Source organism: Inquilinus limosus (assembly GCF_051487185.1).
Taxonomy (GTDB): Bacteria; Pseudomonadota; Alphaproteobacteria; order DSM-16000; family Inquilinaceae; genus Inquilinus; species Inquilinus limosus_F.
Map to the genome: position 1 here is coordinate 94,726 of NZ_JAHVDK010000018.1, position 21,298 is coordinate 116,023.

Here is a 21,298-nt window from a genome sequence, read left to right on the forward strand (position 1 = left end):
TTGCTTCGTCGGCTTCGCCTCCTCGCAATGACGACATGGGCAGCGGCGAGTGGTCTCTCTCCGATCACCTGCCCGTCCGCGCAAGGAAATAGGCGAGCGCATCGATCTCCGGCTCGCCGATCGGCGCCATGACCTCGGCCATGGCCGGGTCGTAGCCCGGACGAGCGCCGCTCTTGTACTCGCGCAGCGCCTTGGCCAGGTAGTCCTCGCGCTGCCCGGCCAGGCGCGGCACCTGCCCCTGGCCCGAGAAGTCGGGCCGGTGGCAGACGCCGCAGCGATGTGTCTGCGCCAGGGCGCGGCCCCGCTCGAGTCGTCCTGCGTCCCCATCCGTCGCAGGGGCAGGCGACGGCAGCGCTGCGAAATGATCGGCGAAGGCCTGTAGATCCTCGTCGGTCAGGTCCTTGGCGATGTCGGTCATCGGCGTGCCGGGCCGCAGGCCTTCGCGGAACATGTAGAGCTGCGCGACCGAATAGGCCGAAGGCTGCGCCGCCAGGGAGGGCGTGGCCTCCATCTGCGAGACCCCGGCCTCGCCGTGGCAGGCGGCGCAGGCCGGCAGGCGCTCCTCCAGGCTCTGCGCCACCGCCGCGGCCGCCGCCAGGACGAGGCCGCCGGCGAGCAGCCAAGGAAGGCCTCTCTCAGCCGCCATAGCTGACACGATAGATCGCGCCATTGTGGTCGTCGGAGACGAGGAGGGAGCCGTCGGGCAGCGTCTCCACGTCGACCGGCCGTCCGAGATAGCCGTTGTTCTCGATCAGTCCGGTCAGGAATGGCTCGACCTTGGTGACGCGGCCGTCGCCGTCCAGCGTGGCGACGGCAATGTCCCCGCCGATCTTCTCGGTCCGGTTCCAGGGACCGTGACGGGCGATGAAGATCGCGTCGCGATAGGCCTCGGGGAACATGCTGCCGGTGTAGAACTCCATCCCCAGCGCCGCGATGTGGGGGCCCAGCAGCGCCGCGGGGGCGGTGGTCTCCTCGCAGGACTTGCCCCAGCCGAACTCCGGATCGCGGATATCGCCCTGGTGACAGAACGGATAGCCGAAATGCTCCTCGCCCGGCCGCGTCAGGCGGTTCAGCTCGTCGTTCGGGATGTCCTCGGACATCCAATCGCGGCCGTTGTCGGTGAACCAGAGGTCGCCGGTCTTCGGGTCGAAGTCGAAGCCGACGGTGTTGCGCACGCCGCGCGCCACCACCTCGGCCCCCGATCCGTCGAGGGCGATGCGGCGGATCTGGGCGTGCGTCTCCGGCGGCTCGCAGATGTTGCAGGGTGCGCCGATCGGGACATAGAGCTTGTCGTCCGGCCCGATCGCGATGAACTTCCAGCCGTGCGGCTCGTCCTTCGGCAGGTCGTCATAGATCACCTTCGGCTCGGGCGGGGCGTCGAGATGCTGCTCGATGTCGTCGTAGCGCAGGATTCGCGACAGCTCGGCGACATAGAGCACGCCGTCCTTGAAGGCGACGCCGTTCGGCCGGTGCAGCCCTTTGGCGATCGTCTTCACGGTGCGCTTCCCGCCGCTGTCGGTGATCGCATAGACGTTGCCGAGCTGCCGGGTGCCGACGAAGACCGTGCCCTTGTCGCCGACGGCCATGGACCGGGCATTGGCGACGCCGGCGGCCCAGACCTCGACCTTGAAGCCTTCCGGCACCTTCATCTTCGCCACCGGCAGCCGCGCCGCTGGCGTCGGGATCGGCGGCGCCCCAACCGGCGCCAGGGCGACAGCGGCGTCGCTGCGCGGCCGCCCGGCCGCCCAGGATTCGTCTTCGCCCGGTGCAGCGGGCTGCACCGGGGGCTGCTGGGCGAGTGACACGCCGGCCGCGAAGACGGTGAACAGGCCGGCGACCACGCCGGACATGGCCCTCCTTGTGCTCATGAGCGTCCTCCTCTCTCTGCGCCACCGGCTGTCTGGAAGCCGGTCGTCGTTCCGGATGAGCGGGTATTCTGTATTCCGTATCCGATAAGTATGACGTATCGACCGGCCGTCGGGTAGGCTGAAATGCCTATCCCGTTGCTGGAACTATCCTGCCGTTCCGGCGTCCCGGTAACCTGTGGAAGCCGAATCTCCGCCCGAAGCCGCCAATGCTCGACCGCCTGAAGGACCAGTTCGAGAACGTGTCCTGCGTCTATGCCGAGACCAACGGGCTGCGACGCGACCCCGACTGGTTCCTCCTGAAGCTGCACGAGGAGCTGGGCGAGCTGACCCAGGTCTGGAACAGGCTGACCGGCCGCGGCCGGACGCATGGCCGGTCCGAGGAGGAGCTGCGGCAGGCGCTGGCCGACGAGACCGCGGACATGCTCGGCCATATCCTGCCGTTCGCCCGGGCGAACGGCATCGACCTGACCGCCGCGGTCGAGCGGAAATGGCGCTTCCGGCCGGAGTGATCGTCGCCCTTCCGCCGGCCGGGCTGGGAGCGCAGGTTCCGTCCGTGAGACAGTCTGTTTCCGTCCAACACAGTTGACCGGCCCTGCTCGGAGGCCATTTGTGCGCTGACGCATCCCGCGACCCAGAGACCCGCATGCCCCAGCCCCTCGAATTCGGACTCGACACCTTCGGCGACGTCACCACCGGGCCCGACGGCACCCTGCTGACCCAGGCGCAGGTGCTGCGCGACGTGGTCGAGGAGGCGGTGCTGGCCGACCAGCTCGGCCTCGATTTCTTCGGCGTCGGCGAGCATCACCGCGCCGATTTCGCGGTATCGGCGCCCGAGGTGCTGCTGGCGGCGATCGCGGGGCGGACCAGCCGGATCCATCTCGGCTCGGCCGTGACGGTGCTCAGCTCTGACGACCCGATCCGCGTGTTCCAGCGCTTCTCGACCCTGGATGCGGTCTCGAACGGCCGGGCGGAGGTGATCCTCGGCCGCGGCTCCTTCACCGAATCCTTCCCGCTGTTCGGCTATGAGCTGGGCGACTACGAGACGCTGTTCGAGGAGAAGCTGGACCTGTTCGCGGCGCTGCTGCGGCAGGAGCCGGTGACCTGGCAGGGCAGCACCCGCCCGCCGCTGCGCAATCAGCGCGTCTTCCCGCCGGTCGAGGGCGACCGGCGGCTGACGACCTGGATCGGCGTCGGCGGCAGCCCGGAATCGGTGATCCGCGCCGCCCGCTACGACCTGCCGCTGATGCTGGCCATCATCGGCGGCGACCCGAAGCGCTTCCGCCCGTATGTCGATCTCTACCATCGCGCCTATGAGCAGCTCGGCCGGCCGGCGCAGCCGATCGGCGTCCATTCTCCCGGCTATGTCGCCGAGACCGACGACCAGGCGCAGGAGGAGCTGTTCGCCGATTACAAGAAGATGCGCGACAAGATTGGGGCAGAGCGTGGCTGGCCGCCGATGGGGCGGGCGGAGTTCGAGCGCGAGGCCGAGCACGGCTCGCTCTACGTCGGCTCTCCTGAGACCGTGGCGCGCAAGATCGTCGCCACCGTCTCTGTGCTCGGCGCCTCGCGCTTCCAGTTGAAGTACAGCGCCGGCCCGCTGCCGCACGCCAAGCTGATGCGCAGCATCGAGCTTTACGGCAGCAGGGTCATGCCGCTCGTCCGCGAGATGATGGCCTGACCCGACTTGGCCGCGCCGGCCGTGGGGACGCGCCGGCGGACCGCACATGGTCGGCGGCGCGGAAGCCGGACAGCAGGCTGCCCTCGATCGTCGCCGGCAGCCCGGTCGCGGTCCAGTCGCCGGCCAGCCAGAGATTGGCGTAAGGCGTGGGGCAGGGCGGGCGCCGGGCCTCGTCGGCCGGGGTCTGGCGGATCGTCGCCCGCTTCTCCTTGATGATGCGGTAGGCTGGCAGGGGACCGGCCAGGTCGGGAAAAGCCCGCACCACATCGGCCCACAACCGCGGGGCCAGCTGCTCCGCCGGCTCGTCCACCAGGCCGCGGGCGGCGCTGACCGTGGTGCTGGCAATGCCCGGGCGGCGGAACACCCAATGGGCGGTGCCGCCGACGATGCCGGCGATGTCGTGCGGCTCCTCGCGCATGGGGATGGCGAAATGGCCGTTGACGATCGGTTCGTCCACCTCGGGCGGCGTCAACCCCGGCGCCAGCCGCGCCGCGACCGTCGGCGGCACCGCCAGAATCACCTGGTCGTCCGGCGCGAGGGGCAGGGTGCCCTGGTCCAGCTCCAGCGCCGTGACGCGCCCCTCGTCGATCTCCAGGGCCTTGATCCGCATGCCGGTCCGGACCGTCACGCGGTGCCGGTGCAGGAACTCCAGCGCCGGGTTGATGAAGGTGTCGGCCAGGTCGGTACGGGCGATCAGCGGGATGGTCTGGGCGCCGCCCTTGGCCAGGGTCTGCTCCACCACCGCCCACAGGCCACGGGCCGAGGCTTCCTCCGCCGGGGTATTGAGCGCAGAGACGGCGAGCGGCTCGATCAGGCAGCGATACAGCTCGCCCGGCGGCACCATGCCGGCCACGGTGTCCTCCGGACCGGCCTTGGCCAGACGGCGCAGCGCCAGATAGTCGCGCGGCCGGGTCCCGGGCACCCGACGGCCGGCGCGCAGGATCCACCAGGGCAGCCGGCCGCGGTTCGGCCGCAGGGTGAATTCGCGATCGTGCTCCAGGTCGACGAAGCGGAAGCCGGGGCGGGCCGGCGCGGCCAGCCGGTCGGCGGCGCCAATTAGCTCGAGATAGCGCCGCACGTTGCGGTTGCCGGACAGCACCAGATGGTTGCCGTTGTCGATCACCCGATCCAAGGCCGGCTCGTGGAAGGCACGGCAGCGCCCGCCGGGCCGCGCGGTGGCCTCGTACACCACCGCCGGGGTTCCGGTCCGGGCGAGCTCGACCGCGGCGGCGAGGCCGGACAGCCCGCCGCCGATCACATGCGCGGTCATCGCAGCAGCGCCGACAGCAGGATGCCGATCCGCTCGCGCTTCGACAGGCGCGGCCGGACCGTTCGGTCGGCGTACCCCCGGGCCTGCAGTTTCTCGAAAATACGGCGGTAGCTGTGCTGCATGATCAGCGCGGCCTTCATGCGTTTCTCCGTGCCGGGCGGCATCAGCCCGGGCAGGGCGGCGTAGAGGGGCTGGATCTCGGCCGCCAGCCGGGCGCAGACCTGGGCGATGCGGGGATCGGCGACGATCTCCGGGATCGGCCGGTCGGTCGAAATGCCGGCTTCCTGCAGCCAGCTGTCCGGCAGGTAGAGGCGGCCGAGCGCCGCGTCCTCGTCGACGTCGCGCAGGATGTTGGTCAGCTGCAGCGCTTCGCCCTGGACCACGGCGAAGGCTTCGCTGGCCTGGTCCGGGCAGCCGAAGATCTTCACTGCCATCACGCCGACCGTGCCGGCGACGCAGCGGGCGTAATGCGCCAGCCCGGCGCGATCGGCGATCCGCACCTCGGTCGCGGCGTCGATGGTCATACCGTCCAGCATGCCCTCGAACTCGGCGCGCGGCAGGCCGAAGCGGCGGATCGCCGAGATCAGCTCGCGGTCCAGCGGATCCTCGCCACGGCCGGCGAAGATCCGGTCCAGCCGCCGCCGCCATGCGAGGAGACTGGCGGTCTTCTCCTCGACCGTAGCGGCGGAATCAGCGATGTCGTCGACCTGCCGACAGAAGCCGTAGACGGCGTAGATGGCGCGGCGGCCCTCGGCCGGCAGGATGCGCATCCCGGCGGCGAAGGAGGATTTGGCCCGGAACACCGCCATCCGCACCAGCGCGGCGTCGTCCAGCGGCTTGGCGCCGACGGCCAGAACAGCCAGGCCGGGCCGCAGGGCGCGGGCGAAATCGGCCTTGCTCAGCGCCACCCGGCCCTGCAGCGGATCGCCGACACGCAACCGCGCCGCCAGGCGCCGGGCCAGCCACAGCATGACGCTGACCTCGGCCGCCAGCGGCCGCGAGGTCAGCTGCCCCGGCAGGGTGCTGGCGGTGTCGAGCATGGCGTCGACCAGGTCGAGGCAGCGGTCGATCACCGGCCGGCGCAGCCCGGCTTCCTCCGGGGTGAAGAAGCGGTCGATCCCGCTGGCGGCCTCGATCCAGTCGGTCGGCACATAGATCCGATGCAGCTTGCGCCAGTCGTCGCCGCAATCCTGCAGGTGATTCAGGATCTGCAGCACGGTGCACAGCGCATCACCGGCCGGGAAGGTCTCCTCGGACTGGCCGTGCAGCCGCAGCAGGTAGCGCCCGACCGGATTGGCCGAATAGCGGCAATAGTCGATCAGGTCGTCCCAGCTTCGGCAGCTGCGGTTCTCGGAATCGCGGCGGAAGGCGACCAGCAGGTCGCGGCAGTCGACGAGGCCGACGCCGGTGACGGTGATCGAGGCGCGGATCCCGGCGGCCGCCTCCGGCCCGGGGGCGGTCAGCCCGGCCTCCAGCGCGTCGAGCCGGGCCAGCTTCTCCTCCGTCGGCAGGTCGGGATCGTCGCCGATGTCGTCGGCGGCGCGGGCGAAGCGGTAGAAGGCGGCGATGTGCGGCCTGAGGCGCTTGGGCAACAGCCAGGACCCGACCGGGAAATTCTCCTGGCTCGAGGTCTTCGTCGCCGGCAGCTCGACGGCGTCCGCCCGGGGGGACGGGGCGCCGGCGGGCGGCGAAGAGTCGACGATGGCTCGATCGGCCGGCACGGTCATGGTCGCCTGTCTTGTCTCGGCCAGGGCCATCCGAAACGAGGCGCAGCGGCGGTTCCACCGCGCGGCCCTGGACCGGGCCACCACATCGCAGACCCCCCGGAATTGTCAAGGCAAACGCCGATGGCATGCAGGCTTACGGTAATTGCGGTTGCGGTCTGCGGCCCGGTCCGACAGTCTCGCTGCCATGATGCGATCGAATACGGAACGTTCCCGAGTTCGGGACGATAGCCACGGGGAAGGATGAGCGAGATCGCCCTCGTCTCCGGGGCCACCGGCTTCGTCGGCTCGGCCGTGGCCCGCGCGCTGCTGGCCGAAGGCCATCGGGTCAAGGTGCTGGTGCGCCCGAACAGCGACCGCCGCAACCTCGCCGGCCTCGATGCCGAGCCGGTGACCGGCGACCTCGACGACCCGGCCTCGCTGGTTCCGGCGCTGAAGGGCTGTACCGCGCTGTTCCACGTCGCGGCCGATTACCGCCTCTGGGTCCCCGTGCCGCAGGCGATGCTGCGCACCAATGTCGAAGGCACGGCCGCGATCCTGCGCGCCGCCGCGGCGGCCGGGGTCTCGCGCGCCGTCTACACCTCGAGCGTCGCGACGCTCGGCCATCATGCGGACGGCCGGCCTGCGGACGAGACCACGGTCGCGACCGAAGGCCAGATGATCGGCCTCTACAAGCGCTCGAAGTTCCTGGCCGAGGACGCGGCCCGCGAGGCGGCGGCCGAGACCGGGCTGCCGGTGGTGATCGTCAACCCGTCGACGCCGATCGGGCCGCGCGACGTCAAGCCGACCCCGACCGGGCGGATCATCGTCGAGGCGGCGACCGGCCGCATCCCGGCCTTCGTCGACACCGGGCTGAACCTCGTCCATGTCGACGACGTCGCCCAGGGCCATCTCGCCGCCTTCGCCCGCGGCGTGCCAGGCGAGCGGTACATCCTGGGGGGCGAGGACTTCGCCCTGTCCGCCATCCTGTCCGAGATCGCCGCCCTGGTCGGCCGCAAGGCGCCGAAGATCCGGCTGCCACTGGGGCCGATCTGGCCGGTGGCTCTGGCGGCCGAGACGGTGTCGCGCTTCACCGGCAAGGAGCCGATGGTGACGCGCGACGCGCTGCGCATGGCGCGCAAGACCATGTACTTCTCCTCCGCCAAGGCGCAGGCGGCGCTGGAGTACCGGCCGCGGCCGGCCCGCCAGGCCCTGGTCGACGCGCTCGAGTGGTTCCAGGCCAACGGCTACCTGAAATGATCGGCTCAGCCCGGCTATCTCACACCCCCTGCGTCCTGCGCCGGTTCAAAATGCCGACGGGGCAGGAGAGCGGCGCAGCGCGATGCTTATGCATCGGGCAAGCCGTTCGACGCACCCTGTCGGCATTTTCAACCGGCCCGAAGGGTCGTCTTGCGGCGGCCGCCTGCGGGGGCGGGCCGCTCAACCGTATGTCCCTATACGCTTTTCGCGCCCCGCCCCCGCATCCGACTCACCGCAAGACGACGCAGGTCGTAGGGGGTGTGAGATAGCCGGGCTAATCCTCGCGCTCGCCAGCCTTGCCGCCTGGCTCAAGCTGTGGCTGTTCCAGGGTCGGTTCTGGGAGGCCGAGACGGCTCCCGAGGCGCCGCCGCCGGCCGAATGGCCGGGTGTCGCCGTGGTGATCCCGGCGCGCAACGAGGCCGAGGGCATCGGCGCCGCCGTCGGCTCGCTGCTGCGGCAGGCCTATCCCGGCCGGCTGCGGGTGGTGGTGGTCGACGACCAGTCGACCGACGGCACCGCCGACATCGCCCGCGCCGCCGCGGCGGACGCAGGGGTGTCCGGCCGGCTGACCGTTGTTCCGGGGACACCGCTGCAACCCGGCTGGGTCGGCAAGATGTGGGCGGTGTCGCAGGGCGTCGCAGCGGCGGAGCAGGCGGATCCCGAGGCGCGTTGGATCCTGCTGACCGACGGCGACATCGTCCACCGGCCCGGCAATGTGGCGCAACTGGTGGCGCGGGGCGAGGCGGACGGGCTCGACCTCGTGTCGCTGATGGTGCGGCTGCGCTGCGTCGATTTCGCCGAGCGCTGGCTGATCCCGCCCTTCGTCTTCTTCTTCAAGATGCTGTACCCCTTCGCCTGGGTGAACCGGGCGGACAAGGCCACCGCGGGCGCGGCCGGCGGCTGCATGCTGGTGCGGCGCGAGGCCTTGGCCCGGGTCGGCGGCATCGCCGCGATCCGCGACGCGCTGATCGACGACTGCACCCTGGCTGCGGCGCTGAAGCGGCACGGTATGATCCGGCTCGACCTCACCAATCAGGCGGAGAGCTTGCGCGTCTACGGCGATGTCGGCGAGATCTGGCGCATGGTGACCCGCACCGCCTTCACCCAGCTGCGCTATTCGCCCTGGCTCCTGCTCGGCACCGTCGCCGGCCTGGTCGTCACCTACGTCGCGCCGCCGGCCCTGACGATCCTGGGGCAAGGGGCGGCGCGATATGTCGCCGTGGCCGCCTGGGCGATCATGAGCGGCTGCTATGTGCCGATGCTGCGCTTCTATCGGCGCTCGCCGCTCTGGGCGCCCTTCCTGCCGCTCGCGGCGCTGGTATATCTCGGGGCCACGATCGATTCGGCGCGGCGCCATTGGGCCGGAGTCGGCGGGGCCTGGAAGGGCCGCGTCTACGACCAGCCCGGCGCCGCGCCCGACCTGTCCCGTCAGACCCGGACCCTGTCCCGATGACCATGTCCAGCGTTTCCCTCGACACCGCCGACCTCGCCACAGCCTCGCGCGCCAGCCTCGACGAGGCGATCGGCCGCGGCGTCGGCGGGCTGCTCGGCCTGCAGCGGGAGGACGGCCACTGGGCCTTCATCCTCGAGGCCGATGCCACCATCCCGGCCGAATACATCCTGCTGAAGCACTTCCTCGGCGTGGTCGACCGGGAGAAGGAAGCGAAGCTGGCCGACTACATCCGCAGCATCCAGTCGGACACGCATGGCGGCTGGCCGCTGTGGCATGACGGCCCGTTCAACATCAGCGCCAGCGTGAAGGCCTATTTCGCGCTGAAGGCGGCGGGCGACGATCCGGGCGCGCCGCATATGGCCCGCGCCCGCGCCGCCATCCTGGCCGCCGGCGGCGCCGCCCGGTCCAACGTCTTCACCCGCATCCTGCTGGCGCTGTTCGAGCAGGTGCCGTGGCGCGCCGTGCCGGTGATGCCGGTGCAGATCATGGTGCTGCCCTCCTGGTTCCCGTTCCACCTGAACAAGGTGTCATACTGGAGCCGGACGGTGATCGTGCCGCTGCTGGTGATCATGGCGAAGAAGCCGCGGCCGGTGAATCCGGGGGCGCTGTCGATCCAGGAGCTGATGGTCGAGCCGCCGGAGCAGGTGAAGAACTGGCACGTCCATGTCGACGGCACCTTCTGGGGCCGGTTCTTCCGCCGGCTGGACGGGGTGCTGCGGCCGATCGAGCCGTTCTTCCCGCGGCGGCAGAAATCGATCGAGAAGGCGGTCGAGTTCGTCACCGAGCGGCTGAACGGCGAGGACGGGCTGGGCGCCATCTACCCGGCCATGGCCAACGCCGTGATGATGTTCAAATGCCTCGGCTATCCGGACGACCATCCGGACCTGCAGATCGCCTGGGCCTCGATCGAGAAGCTGGTCGACACCGTCGACGGTGTCACCTATGCCCAGCCCTGCCTGTCGCCGGTCTGGGACACGGCGCTGACCGCCCACGCCCTGCTCGAATCCGACGACCCGGAGGCGGTGGCGCGAGCGAAGCACGGCCTCGACTGGCTGGTCGGCCGCCAGGTGCTGGACCTCAAGGGCGACTGGGCGGTCCGCCGGCCGGATGTCCGGCCGGGCGGCTGGGCCTTCCAGTACAACAATCCGCACTACCCGGACCTCGATGACACCGCGGTCGTGGTCATGGCCATGCACCGCGCCGACCCGGCCCGCTACCGCGAGGCGATCGACCGTGGGGTGGAATGGATCCTGGGGCTGCAGAGCAGCAATGGCGGCTGGGCGGCCTTCGAGGTCGACAACACTTATCACTACCTGAACCACATCCCCTTCGCCGACCACGGGGCGCTGCTGGACCCGCCGACCGCCGACGTGACCGCGCGCTGCGTCAGCATGCTGGGCCAGCTGGGCCGGCGCATCGACGACCCGGCGGTGGCGCGGGCGGTGGAGTTCCTGCGGCGCGAGCAGGAGGCCGAGGGCTCCTGGTTCGGGCGGTGGGGCACCAACTACGTCTACGGCACCTGGTCGGTGCTGTGCGCCCTCAACGCCATCGAGATGGACCCGCAGGAGCCGATGATCCGACGCGCCGTCGACTGGCTGGTGGCGCAGCAGCGCGAGGATGGCGGTTGGGGCGAATCCGGCGACAGCTATTACGAGGGCAAGCCGGAGATGACGCCGGCCACCTCGACGGCGTCGCAGACCGCCTGGGCGGTGCTGGCGCTGATGGCGGCAGGCGAGGCGAAGCATCCGGCGGTCGCCCGGGGCATCGCCTGGCTCTCGGCGCATCAGCGCGAGGACGGGCTGTGGGACGAGCCGAGCTTCACCGCGGTCGGCTTCCCGCGGGTGTTCTATCTGCGCTACCACGGCTACCCGGCCTTCTTCCCGACCTGGGCCCTGTCCCGCTACCGCCGCCTGCAGGACAGCAACAGCGGCCGGGTCGAGGTGGGCATGTGAGGGGCGGCGGCGCCGCCTCTATGCTCGGCATCCTGACCGGCCTGGCCAAGGAGGCGGAGATCGCGCAACGGATCTCGCCGCTCGTGGCCTGCTCGGCCAGCGATCCGGTCCGGGCCGTTGCGCTGGCGCGTGATCTGATCGGTCAGGGCGCCACCGCGCTGCTCAGCTTCGGCATCGCCGGCGGGCTGGCGCCCGACCTGCCCACGGGACGGCTGGTGATCGGCACCACCGTCCGGACCGGCGCGGCGACCTATGCCTGCGACCCGGATCTGGCCGCCCGGCTGGCGGCTGTCCTGCCCGGCGCGGTGCGAGGCGATGTCTGGGGCGGCGACGCCATCGTCGACACGGCCGCGGCCAAGGTCCAGCTGTACAGCGACAGCGGCGCCGTCATCGTCGATCTGGAAAGCGCCGCAGTTGCAGCAGCAGCAATGGAGGCGGGGCTGCCCTTCGGCGTGCTGCGAGCCGTGGCCGATCCCGCGGCGCATGGCCTGCCCCCGGCGGCGCTGGTCGGTCTCAACGCCGAGGGCCGGCCGGCGATCGGACCGGTGCTGCGGGCACTCGCCCGCAGCCCGGGTCAGCTTCCCGCGCTGATCCGCCTGGGCCGGCAGAGCAGCGCGGCGATGAGGGCGCTACTTGCCGCCGCCGGCCGCCTTGGCGACCTTGGGGGTGTGGCGTAGCTTCTCCAGCGCCTTCTGGACATGGGCGGAGAACACATATTCGGCCGGGCGCTGCCGGTCGAGCGGGATCTCCGGCGCCATCGACCCCTCGGTGCGGATGCCACGCAGGCTGACCAGGAAGGCCTTCAGCGGGTTGCGGAACATGTCCTTCACCGCGCTGGCCTCATAGCCCGAATGCACCATGCAGTTGGCGCATTTCTCGTAGTTGCCGGTGCCGTACTTGTCCCAGTCCGTCTCCTCCATCAGCGCCTTGAAGCTCTGGGCGTAGCCTTCGCCGAGGAGGTAGCAGGGCCGCTGCCAGCCGAAATAGGTGCGGGTCGGGTTGCCCCAGGGGGTGCAGTGGTACTGCTGGTTGCCGGCTAGGAAGTCGAGGAACATCGTCGACTGGCTGAACGACCAGCGCCGGCCCTTGTCGCCGCGCTTGAAGATCTCGCGGAACAGCTGCTTGGTGGTCTGCCGGGTCAGGAAGTGCTGCTGGTCCGGCGCCCGCTCATAGGCGTAGCCGGGCGACACGGTGATGGCGTCGACGCCCATCGTCTTGACGTCGTCGAAGAAGTTCGCGACGCGCTCCGGATCAGCGTTGTTGAACAGCGTGCAGTTGATGTTGACCCGGAAGCCGCGCTCCTTGGCCGCCTTGATCGCCTTGACCGCGCGGTCGTAGACGCCCTCCTGGCAGACTGAGCGGTCGTGGTTCTCGCGGTCGCCGTCGAGATGGACCGACCAGATGAAGTAGGGGCTCGGCTTGTATTGATCGAGCTTCTTCTCCATCAGCAGCGCGTTGGTGCAGAGATAGACGTATTTCCTACGGGCGATGATGCCCTGCACCACCTCCGCCATCTCCTTGTGCAGCAGCGGCTCGCCGCCCGCGATCGAGACCACCGGTGCCCCGCAGTCATCCACCGCCTGCAGGCATTCGGCCACCGACAGGCGCTGGTTCAGGATCTCGTCCGGATAGTCGATCTTGCCGCAGCCGGCGCAGGCCAGGTTGCAGCGGAACAGCGGCTCCAGCATGAGCACCATCGGGTACCGCTTGGTCCCCATCAGGTGGTTCTTCAGGAGGTACGCGCCGATACGGATCTGCTGTTGAAGCGGGATACCCATGGGACCTTCACGTGACTGTCGGCCGAAACCCGGGCCAAGCGACATTGCCTACTCGGCGGGAACCGGCGCGGTCAATTGGGAGGGAAGGCGGAAGCGGATATTCTCATCGACGCCCTGCAGCGTCGAGACCTCGACCTCGCCATAACGTCGCAGGGCTTCGACCAGCTCCTGCACCAGGCTGTCGGGGGCGGAGGCGCCGGCGGTGATGCCGACGGCCTGCTTGCCCTCGAGCCAGGCCGGGTCCAGTGCCGAGGCGTCGTCGATCAGGTAGCTCGGCACGCCGAGCTCGGCCCCGATCTCGCGCAGCCGGTTCGAGTTCGAGCTGTTCCTGGCGCCGACCACGAGGATGACGTCGACGACCTGCGCCAGCTCCCGCACCGCGCGCTGGCGGTTCTGGGTGGCGTAGCAGATGTCCTTGGTGTCCGGGCCGACGATCGCCGGGAACCTGGCCTTCAGCGCATCGATCACCGCCTTGGTGTCGTCGACGCTGAGCGTGGTCTGGGTGATGTAGGAGACGCGCTCCGGATCCGGCACCTCGAGCGCCGCAACATCCTCGACCGTCGAGATCAGGGTGACGCCGCCCGGTATCTGGCCGGTGGTGCCCTCGACCTCGGCATGGCCGGCATGGCCGATCAGGATGACGGTACGGTCCTGGGCCGCGTATCTGCGTCCCTCGATGTGCACCTTCGACACCAGCGGGCAGGTCGCGTCGATCACCTGCAGACCGCGCTGCTCCGCATCCTCCTCGACGGCCTTAGCGACGCCATGCGCGCTGAAGATCGTGATGCTGCCCGGCGGCACCTCGTCCAGCTCGTCGACGAACTTGGCGCCCTTCGCCCGCAGGCTCTCGACCACGTGCCGGTTGTGCACGATCTCGTGCCGGACATAGACGGGAGGGCCGAAGATCTCCAACGCCCGTTCGACGATTTCGATCGCCCGCTCGACGCCGGCGCAAAAGCCTCGCGGCTGGGCCAAGATGATCCGCATTCCGCACCTTTGTCCTGGCTGAGCGCTGGAGTTCGCCAGAGTGAATCACTCTCAATTTGGACCATACAACGCGACAACTTTGCGTGTCACTAAGGTGACCGCTGTGATCAGCATCACAACACGCCCTCGGTATTTATCAAATTGTATGCATCGGCGGATATGCTTGTCTGCCCGAGAGAATTCCGAATCCGGATCGTGCGGAACCTCTCGGCAAAGGGACGGGTTGAAGCCATCATGGGGCGATCACGCCGCGTCGCGGAGCCGAACGGCGACGGCCCAATGTTCCGAATCGGAAGAGACATCATGCGCTCGCCTGCCCTTTATCGCCTTGCCCTGACCCTGGCGCTGCTGTTGCCGCTGCCTTTCGCCGCCCCGGCCGCATCCGCAGCCGAGCCGCGCCAGGTCGTCGAGACCCTCGACGCCGCCCTTCTCGACGTCATGAAGAACGCCGATTCGCTGGGCTTTCGCGGGCGTTACCAGAAGCTCGAGCCGGTGCTCGACCAGGTGTTCAACCTGCCCTTGATGGCGCGCATCGCCGTCGGTCCGGACTGGTCGACGCTGAACCCGACCCAGCAGCAGAAGGTGATGGACGCCTTCCGCCGCTTCAGCATCACCACCTATGCCGCCCGGTTCGACGGCTACAGCGGCGAGAGCTTCCAGGTCAACGACGTCAAGCCCGTCTCCGGCGGCGACCAGGTGGTCGACACCAGGCTGGTGCGGCCCAGCGGCGCCCCGGTGGCGCTGAACTACCGCCTGCGCGCCAGCGGGGCGAACTGGCAGATCATCGACGTCTATCTGAACGGCACGATCAGCCAGCTCGCCAACTACCGGTCCGAGTTCGGTGCGACGCTGCGCCGGGGCGGTGGCGACGCGCTGGTGCAGCTGATCGAACGCAAGATCGCCGAGCTGACGCCGAGGCGGTAGGCCAGACACTCCCGGACAGGGCCGGCGGAGGCGATGCCCCGCCGGCCGACCGGTCAGGGAATATCCGGCAGCTGCGACTCGGGGATGTCACCCGCAGGGACCGTCGGCGCGGCGGCGCCGGCCGGACCCGCTGCGGCGGGGTCGGTGTAGAGATCGCCGCCCGACGGGGCCTGGCCGCCGCTGAGCTCGGCCTGCCGGTACTGCCGGAACACGCTGCGCAGCGTCGCGTAGTAGTCGACCGATTGGCGCTCCAGCTCGTCGGTGGCGTCGACGGTGCGCGACCGCACGTCGACACCCCTGAACACGAACATGCCGACGCTCGCCTCGGTCGGGATGTCGACGATGTAGCCCCAGGGGCTACTGACCGTATCGACCGCGAAGCCGACCGTGTCCCGCGGATTGGAGGGGCCGAGCAGGGGCAGCATCAGGTACGGGCCTTCGCCGATCCCCCATTTGTACAGGGTCGCACCGAAGTCGCCGGCCTGCTGCCGGACCACGCCGCGCGGCGTGGCGACGTCGAAGAAGCCGCCGAGGCCGAAGGTCGAGTTCGCCATGAAGCGCAGCAGCGTCTTGATCGCGGCGATCGGCTCGCCCTGCAGCACCTTGTTCAGGAAGATCACTGGCTCGCCGAAATTCTGCAGCGCGTTGTGCAGGCGGTCGCGCGCGAATTCCGGCACCACGTCACGATAGGCGATCGCCACCGGGCGGATCGCGTTCTTGTCGACCGCCTGGTTGAAGTCGAAGATCGCCCGGTTCATCGGCTCGAGCGGATCGTTGATCCGGTCGAACTCGGCCCGCTGGGCGGGGTCGGTCGGCGGCGTGGCACAGCCGCTCAGAGTCGCGGTGGCAAAAAGCGCAGCGACGACGAGAGCGACTGGGCGAGAGGGTCCGTGTGAGCGCGTCGGCATTCCGATCCGATCCCGTGAGCAATCCACTCGGTGGTTCTATCCGTGACGGACCGCCAAGGATCGACGGTTTCGCACGCTTGACGCCGCGGTTCGGGCGAACCCCAGCCCCGCGGCGGGAGGCTTTATACAGCTGTGAACAATATCCTGCGGGCGGTACGGCAACAACCACCTCACATGAGCTTCGTTCTCAAGCCCGGCAAGGCCGCCGTATCCCGGCCATGAAGGCCGCGGCGGGGCGAGACTAACCGCATCCGACTCGGGCCGTCACCAGCCATGATCCGGATGCGCCGTGAAGCTTGGCTTCACGATCCGGCCGGGCGCCGCGGCGGTGCCACGCGGGGCGGCCCCAGCAGCGCCGGCATGAACGCCAGCACGGCGAGGAGGGTGAACATCAGCTCGATCGACAGCAGCTCGCCCATCCCCGCCGTGCCGGGATGGGGCGACAGCCAGAGGCTGCCGAAGGCCGAGCCGGTGACGAGCGCGCTGAACACGACCGCGCGGGTGGTGCTAGACTGCAGCGGGTCGGCGCGGCCGGCCCGCCAGTTGGTGACGAAGTAGATGTCGAAGGCGACGCCGACGCCGAGCAGCAGCGGCAGGGCGATGATGTTGGCGAAGTTGATCGGCAGGCCGATGACGACGGTGGAGGCCAGCGTCAGCAGCCCGGCCAGAAGCAGCGGCACCAGCGCCATCACCACGTCGATCAGCCGGCGCAGGGTGAGGGCCAACAGCAGCGCGATCATCACCGTCGCCAGGATGCCGGCGGTGATGAAGGCGCCGACGATGGTGCGGCTCGATTCCTGGATCGTCACGGCGGTGCCGGTGGCGTGCGGCGCCACTGCGCGGACGGCGTCGACGAAGCGCTCCATCACCGCATTGTCGGTGGCATCGCCGGACGGGAACACCTGCAGCCGGGCCTGGCCGTTCGGGGAGACCCAACTCTCCCTCAGATCCTGCGGCAGGTCGGCCATGGTCACCGGCTGGGCCGAGAGCATTAGCCGCAGCCGGTCGAGCGTCGCCGGCAGCGATGCCAGCAGGGCCTCTCTCACCCGCGCCAGGGTCGCGGCATCGGCCTTGGACAGCCGATCCAACGCATCCGCCAGGCGGCGCTCGGGGCTGTCCGGCTCGGGCGCGATCCGGCGCAGCGTCGCCGCGGTCCCGGCGGCGGCGGTACGCACGACGTCATCCGGCGGCGGATCCTCGGTCTCCGGCACCTCCAGCGTCGGACCGACCAGCAGGGCGAGGTCGGACAGGATTGCCAGCTTAGGTTCCTGATCCGTGGGCACGAAGCTGTTCAGCGACAGCACGGTGCTGACCTCCGGCAGCGCCTCCAGCTTCGGCGCCAGCGCTGCCGCTTCCTCCACCGAGGGGGTCAGAACCTCGATCGTGTTGGCGGTGGTCAGCGGATCGCGCATCAGCTCGAGCATGGTCGAGACCGACTCGGTGCGCGGATCCATCAGGTTCAGCGGGTTGAAGTCGAAGCTCAGCCGCGGCATCAGGGCCAGCGCCCCCAGCGCCAGCACCCCGGCGCCGGCCAGCACCCAGCGCCGGCGCCTGAGGAGGAAACGGTCGACCGGCGCCAGCGTCTGCCAGCCCACCTCCTCCCGCTCAGCCCGGACCGGCAGCACCGCCAGCAGGGCCGGCAGCAGCGTCAGGTTCAGCGCGACCGCGATCAGCATGCCGGCGCCGGCGACCAGCCCCAACTCGGACACGCCGCGATAGGCGGTCGGCAGGAAGGCGAAGAAGCCGCTGGCGGCGGCCAGCGCGGCCAGCACCAGGGCGCCGCCCATCCGGCGGATGGCGGCGGCGGTCGCCGTCTGGATACCGGGGGCCGTGAGGCGTTTGGCCCGCACGGCAACGCAGAGCTGGACGCCGAAATCGACGGCAATGCCGACGAACAGCACGGCGAAGGCGACCGAGATCAGGTTCAGGGCGCCCACGGTCAGCGCTGCGAAGGCGGCGGTCAGCAGGAGACCGACCAGCATCGTGATCATGATCGCCACGGTCATGGACAGCGAGCGCAGGCCGAGCAGCAGCAGGCCCAGGACCAGGATGACCGAGAGCGTGGTCGACAGGCCGATGCCCTCGCTGACCGTGGAGAACTGGTCGTCGTTCAGCGGGATATTGCCGGTCTGCCGCACCGTGACGCCGTAATCCGGCGTCAGATGCAGCCGCTCCGCCGCTGCGCGGACGAAGTCGGTGGCCTTCTTTCCGGGCTCGAGCGCGCCGTAGTCGAGCACAGGCTGGGTCAGCACGAAGCGGCGCAGGGCCCGCGGCGACGGCGGGGCGGAGGACAGGAGCGACTGCCAGGACAGAGGCTGCACGACGTGGTCGGAGGCCAGGTTGGCGTCGATGGTCTCGGCCATCCGGCTGAAGGCCGGCTGCATCCGCGACCGCTCCGCCTGGCCCATCTGCACCCCCTGCAAGGCCAGGTCGACGACGCCGAGCAGTCCGCGCAGGCTCGGATCGGCGGCCAGGCCGCCGAGCAGCGGCTGGGCGGCGATGACGTCCTCCGCCGTCTGGCGCAACTCGTCCACCGACAGGAACAGGATGCCGTTCCGGTCGAAGAACGGGCCGCCGTCGGGCCGGCGGACGCTCTTGAACAGCGACGGCTCCGCCGTCAGCGCCTTGGCCAGCTGCGCCGCCGCGGAGTCCGCCAGTTCCGGCGTCTGGCCGTCGACGACGATCGCCAGCACATCGATGTTCTGCGGAAAGGCGCGGTCCAGCGCGGCATTGTCCTGCTGCCACGGCAGGTTCGGGTCGAGCAGCGTGTCGGTATCGGTGTTGATCGACAGGTACCGGATCACCGCGAGCGCGGCGCAGACCGACAGCACCAGGGCGGCGCCGATCACCCATAGGGCACGGCGCTGGCAGAAGGCGCCGAGACGGATCAGGGCAACGGTCAGGAACGGGTTGGGATCAGCAGCCACGCGGTCCGCTTTGCGCTGTTGAAGGATCGGCAGGCGGGCGGTGTTTTAGCCTGCTTCACCGACGGGAGAAAGCCGTCCGTGACTCCGGGGCCTCAGGGCGCCGGCACCCGGCGCAGCCCGGCGAGACGGGCGAGCCCCAGCCAGGCCAGCGCCGCCGCGGCGATGGCGGCCATCAGCAGCCAGGGATCGGCCCCGGTGACCCGCAGCGCCCAAGGGATCAGCGCGGTGGCCCCGGCCAGGCCGATGAAGCTGGTCAGGAAGGCGTAGCCGGCCTGGGCCATGTAGTGCAGCTCCGGCCGGATCCGCGTGCGGATCACGGTCTGCGCCGCCAGATAGGCTCCGCCGAAGGTCATGGCGTGGCCGAACTGGCTGAGGATGATCAGCGGCAGGGGCGGGTCGAGCGCCAGCAGCAGCCAGCGGCCGATCGCGACCAGGCAGCAGGCGGCCAGCAAGGTCGCCGGCGGGATCCGCTCCAGCCGGTGGGCGGCGGTGCGGTAGACCAGGACCTCGGCGGCGACGGCGGCGCCCCAGACCAGCCCGGTGCTGCCCTTGCCGACGCCATGGTCGATCCACCAGAGCGTGCCGAAGGAGTAGTAGAAAGCGTGCGACGCCTGCAGCAGCAGGGCCGGGGCCAGCAGCGGCGCCGCCACGGCCAGCGCCGCGGCGCCGGCGCGCGGGTCGAGGCGCGGCGTCGGCGGCTGCCAGGAAGGGCCCAGCACCGCGAGGCACAGGCACAGCAGAAGGGCGGCAGTGACGAAGGGCAGCAGCGCCGTGCCGTTCGGCAGCACCAGCAGCGCGCCCATGCCGACATTGCCGATCAGGAATGCGAAGGATCCCCAGGCCCGCATCCGGCCGTAGCCGTGGCCGCCGCGCAGCGCCACGGTGTTGGCGAAGCTCTCGATCAGCGGGATCGAGCCGTAGACGAGGCCGACCGCCAGCACCGACAGCAGCCCGATGGCGCCGGGATCGCCGATCAGCGCCGCCACGACCAACACTGCCGCGGCGGCCAGGGCTGCGCCGGCGGCCAGGGCGCCGGCCGGCAGCAGCAAGGTCGCGACCATGCCGAAGCCGAGAATGCAGACGGCACGCAGGGCAAAGCCGGCAGCCACCGCCCAGCCGACCGCATCGGCCGCAAGCCCGCTCGCCGCCAGCCACACCGGCAGGTAGGGAGTCAGGATGCCACTGACTCCGTAATGCGCCGACAGGGCCGCGACCGCGCGCAGCCGGCCGTGGTCGGGCCGCACCTCGGTCCCGCCCGTCGCGCCGTCGCTCAAGGCTGCCCCGTCACAGCCGGACCACGGTGCCGGTGTGGCGGGAGCGTTCGGCGGCGAAGGCCATGAAGTGGCTGTCCAGCGATTCCTCCAGCGAGGTCAGGGCGACATTCACCTGGCTGCGGCCGCGGCGCTGGATCTGCCGGCCCAGGAACTCGGCCATCAGCCGATCGTCGCCGCCGCCATGCCCGCTGTCCTCGGGCACGGTCAGCCGGATCGTGGTGACGTCGTCGGTGCGGAAGTCGATCACCGTGATCTCGTTCTTCTCCAGATGCCCGGCGATCTCGCCATGGGTGCCCATCAGATGCAATGTCCGGGTGTTCTCGGCGGTGAAGGCGCTGACATTCAGCGTGGCGCTGACGCCGTTGGCGAAGCGCATCGCCACCACTTGGTTGTCGACCACGTCGTTGTCACAGCGGTACACGCAGCGGCCGTAGGGGCCGTCGCGCAGCGCGGCGCGGATGCCGTCGGGTGAGGTGTCGAGGCTCAGCACCTTGTGCGGCCAGGCGTCGGCCGGCTTGAACTTCTCGAGATAGATGCGCTGGGCGGAGTAGGGGCAGGTTCGCTCGACCTTGCAGCCCTCATCGCAGCGGTCGGTCGATCCGTCGGGTGCGTTCTCGCGCCGGAAATGGGCCAGAGAGCCGTAGGAGGACACTTCGAGACAGGGCGCCCCGGCCAGCCAGCGGATGATGTCGAGGTCGTGGCAGGTCTTGGCCAGGATCAGCGGACTCGATTCCGCTTCCCGCCGCCAGTTGCCGCGGACGAAGCTGTGGGCGAAGTGCCAGTAGCCGATGTGCTCGGTCTGGCGCAGCGTCACCAGCCGGCCGATCACGCCGCGGTCCAGGATCTCCTTGATGCGCGAGAAGAAGGCCGTGTAGCGCAGCACATGGGCGACGGTGACGTCGGCCCCGGTCTCCCGCGCCGCCTCGGCCAGGATGCGCGTCTCCTCCTCGGTCGGCGATATCGGCTTCTCCAAGAGGATGCCGAGGCCGCGGCGGATTGCGGCCAGCGCCGGCTCCAGATGCAGCGCGTCCGGCGTGGTGATCAGCACCGCGTCCAGCTCCGTCTCCCGCTCCAGCAGGTCGCGCCAGTCGGCATAGAGATGCTCCGGGCCCAGGCCGTGACGGGCGGCGGCATCCCGCAGGCGGTCGGCCCGTGGATCGGCGATGGCGACGATCCGCGCCAGGTCGGGCCGGCGGCGGATGTAGTCGCCATAGGCCTCGATGCCGCGGTTGCCCGCGCCAATCACGGCGACGCGGATCTGCTGGGATTTCAAAGATTTGGACATCGGTCTTGGCTCTCAGGCTCGAACGATGGAG

17 protein-coding genes are annotated in these 21,298 nt (G+C 70.0%); 7 read left to right on the top strand and 10 right to left on the bottom strand.

What is annotated here, in order from left to right:
* Positions 1–64: 64 nt before the first annotated feature.
* Positions 65–646 (bottom strand): c-type cytochrome, encoded by a 582-nt coding sequence (locus KXR53_RS20760; protein ID WP_437377168.1) that lies wholly within the window; start codon positions 644–646, stop codon positions 65–67.
* Positions 636–1,868 (bottom strand): PQQ-dependent sugar dehydrogenase, encoded by a 1,233-nt coding sequence (locus KXR53_RS20765; protein ID WP_437377169.1) that lies wholly within the window; start codon positions 1,866–1,868, stop codon positions 636–638. The genes KXR53_RS20760 and KXR53_RS20765 overlap by 11 nt, the downstream gene beginning before the upstream one ends.
* A gap of 206 nt (positions 1,869–2,074) precedes the next feature.
* Here KXR53_RS20765 and KXR53_RS20770 point away from each other — a divergent pair, with 206 nt between their 5' ends.
* Positions 2,075–2,377, top strand: a complete 303-nt coding sequence (locus KXR53_RS20770; protein WP_437377170.1) for a hypothetical protein — start codon at positions 2,075–2,077, stop codon at positions 2,375–2,377.
* A 134-nt stretch (positions 2,378–2,511) separates the two neighbouring features.
* The gene (locus tag KXR53_RS20775) at positions 2,512–3,546 is read left to right on the top strand and encodes an LLM class flavin-dependent oxidoreductase (RefSeq protein WP_437377171.1); all 1,035 of its coding nucleotides are present in this window, start codon (positions 2,512–2,514) and stop codon (positions 3,544–3,546) included.
* Here the strand turns inward: KXR53_RS20775 and hpnE are convergent.
* Together hpnE and KXR53_RS20785 are read right to left on the bottom strand one after the other, a co-directional pair.
* The gene (gene hpnE, locus KXR53_RS20780) at positions 3,515–4,816 is read right to left on the bottom strand and encodes a hydroxysqualene dehydroxylase HpnE (protein ID WP_437377172.1); all 1,302 of its coding nucleotides are present in this window, start codon (positions 4,814–4,816) and stop codon (positions 3,515–3,517) included. The two genes, KXR53_RS20775 and hpnE, sit on opposite strands and share 32 nt — an antisense overlap.
* On the bottom strand, positions 4,813–6,543 hold the full coding sequence (locus KXR53_RS20785; protein WP_437377173.1) for a squalene/phytoene synthase family protein: 1,731 nt from the start codon (positions 6,541–6,543) through the stop codon (positions 4,813–4,815). Before KXR53_RS20785 ends, hpnE begins: the two co-directional genes overlap by 4 nt.
* A gap of 240 nt (positions 6,544–6,783) precedes the next feature.
* On the opposite strand from KXR53_RS20785, the gene hpnA reads away from it, so the two are divergent.
* From hpnA to KXR53_RS20805, 4 genes are all read left to right on the top strand, one after another.
* A complete protein-coding gene (gene hpnA, locus KXR53_RS20790; protein WP_437377174.1) occupies positions 6,784–7,779 on the top strand; it encodes a hopanoid-associated sugar epimerase in 996 nt (331 codons plus the stop codon).
* A 277-nt stretch (positions 7,780–8,056) separates the two neighbouring features.
* The gene (locus KXR53_RS20795; protein WP_437377229.1) at positions 8,057–9,232 is read left to right on the top strand and encodes a glycosyltransferase; all 1,176 of its coding nucleotides are present in this window, start codon (positions 8,057–8,059) and stop codon (positions 9,230–9,232) included.
* Positions 9,229–11,184: a squalene--hopene cyclase gene (gene shc, locus KXR53_RS20800; RefSeq protein WP_437377175.1), complete on the top strand. Its 1,956-nt coding sequence runs from the start codon at positions 9,229–9,231 to the stop codon at positions 11,182–11,184. Before KXR53_RS20795 ends, shc begins: the two co-directional genes overlap by 4 nt.
* A gap of 20 nt (positions 11,185–11,204) precedes the next feature.
* A complete protein-coding gene (locus KXR53_RS20805; RefSeq protein WP_437377176.1) occupies positions 11,205–11,861 on the top strand; it encodes a phosphorylase family protein in 657 nt (218 codons plus the stop codon).
* Here the strand turns inward: KXR53_RS20805 and hpnH are convergent.
* Together hpnH and ispH are read right to left on the bottom strand one after the other, a co-directional pair.
* Positions 11,814–12,962: an adenosyl-hopene transferase HpnH gene (gene hpnH / locus KXR53_RS20810; protein WP_437377177.1), complete on the bottom strand. Its 1,149-nt coding sequence runs from the start codon at positions 12,960–12,962 to the stop codon at positions 11,814–11,816. The genes KXR53_RS20805 and hpnH overlap by 48 nt on opposite strands.
* A 48-nt stretch (positions 12,963–13,010) precedes the next feature.
* Positions 13,011–13,949: a 4-hydroxy-3-methylbut-2-enyl diphosphate reductase gene (gene ispH / locus KXR53_RS20815; RefSeq protein ID WP_437377178.1), complete on the bottom strand. Its 939-nt coding sequence runs from the start codon at positions 13,947–13,949 to the stop codon at positions 13,011–13,013.
* Between the two features lie 303 nt (positions 13,950–14,252).
* On the opposite strand from ispH, the gene KXR53_RS20820 reads away from it, so the two are divergent.
* A complete protein-coding gene (locus KXR53_RS20820; protein ID WP_437377179.1) occupies positions 14,253–14,873 on the top strand; it encodes an ABC transporter substrate-binding protein in 621 nt (206 codons plus the stop codon).
* A 53-nt stretch (positions 14,874–14,926) separates the two neighbouring features.
* On the opposite strand, the gene KXR53_RS20825 is transcribed toward KXR53_RS20820, so the two are convergent.
* From KXR53_RS20825 to KXR53_RS20840, 4 genes are all read right to left on the bottom strand, one after another.
* The gene (locus KXR53_RS20825) at positions 14,927–15,781 is read right to left on the bottom strand and encodes an MlaA family lipoprotein (RefSeq protein WP_437377181.1); all 855 of its coding nucleotides are present in this window, start codon (positions 15,779–15,781) and stop codon (positions 14,927–14,929) included.
* A gap of 302 nt (positions 15,782–16,083) precedes the next feature.
* On the bottom strand, positions 16,084–18,708 hold the full coding sequence (locus KXR53_RS20830) for an MMPL family transporter (protein ID WP_437377182.1): 2,625 nt from the start codon (positions 18,706–18,708) through the stop codon (positions 16,084–16,086).
* Positions 18,709–18,800: 92 nt separating this feature from the next.
* Entirely contained in the window at positions 18,801–19,982 is a 1,182-nt protein-coding gene (locus KXR53_RS20835) for an MFS transporter (protein WP_437377183.1), read from the bottom strand.
* A 10-nt stretch (positions 19,983–19,992) separates the two neighbouring features.
* Positions 19,993–21,267 carry a Gfo/Idh/MocA family protein gene (locus KXR53_RS20840; RefSeq protein WP_437377184.1) on the bottom strand — a complete coding sequence of 425 codons (1,275 nt, stop codon included), beginning with the start codon at positions 21,265–21,267 and terminating at the stop codon, positions 19,993–19,995.
* Positions 21,268–21,298: the final 31 nt, after the last annotated feature.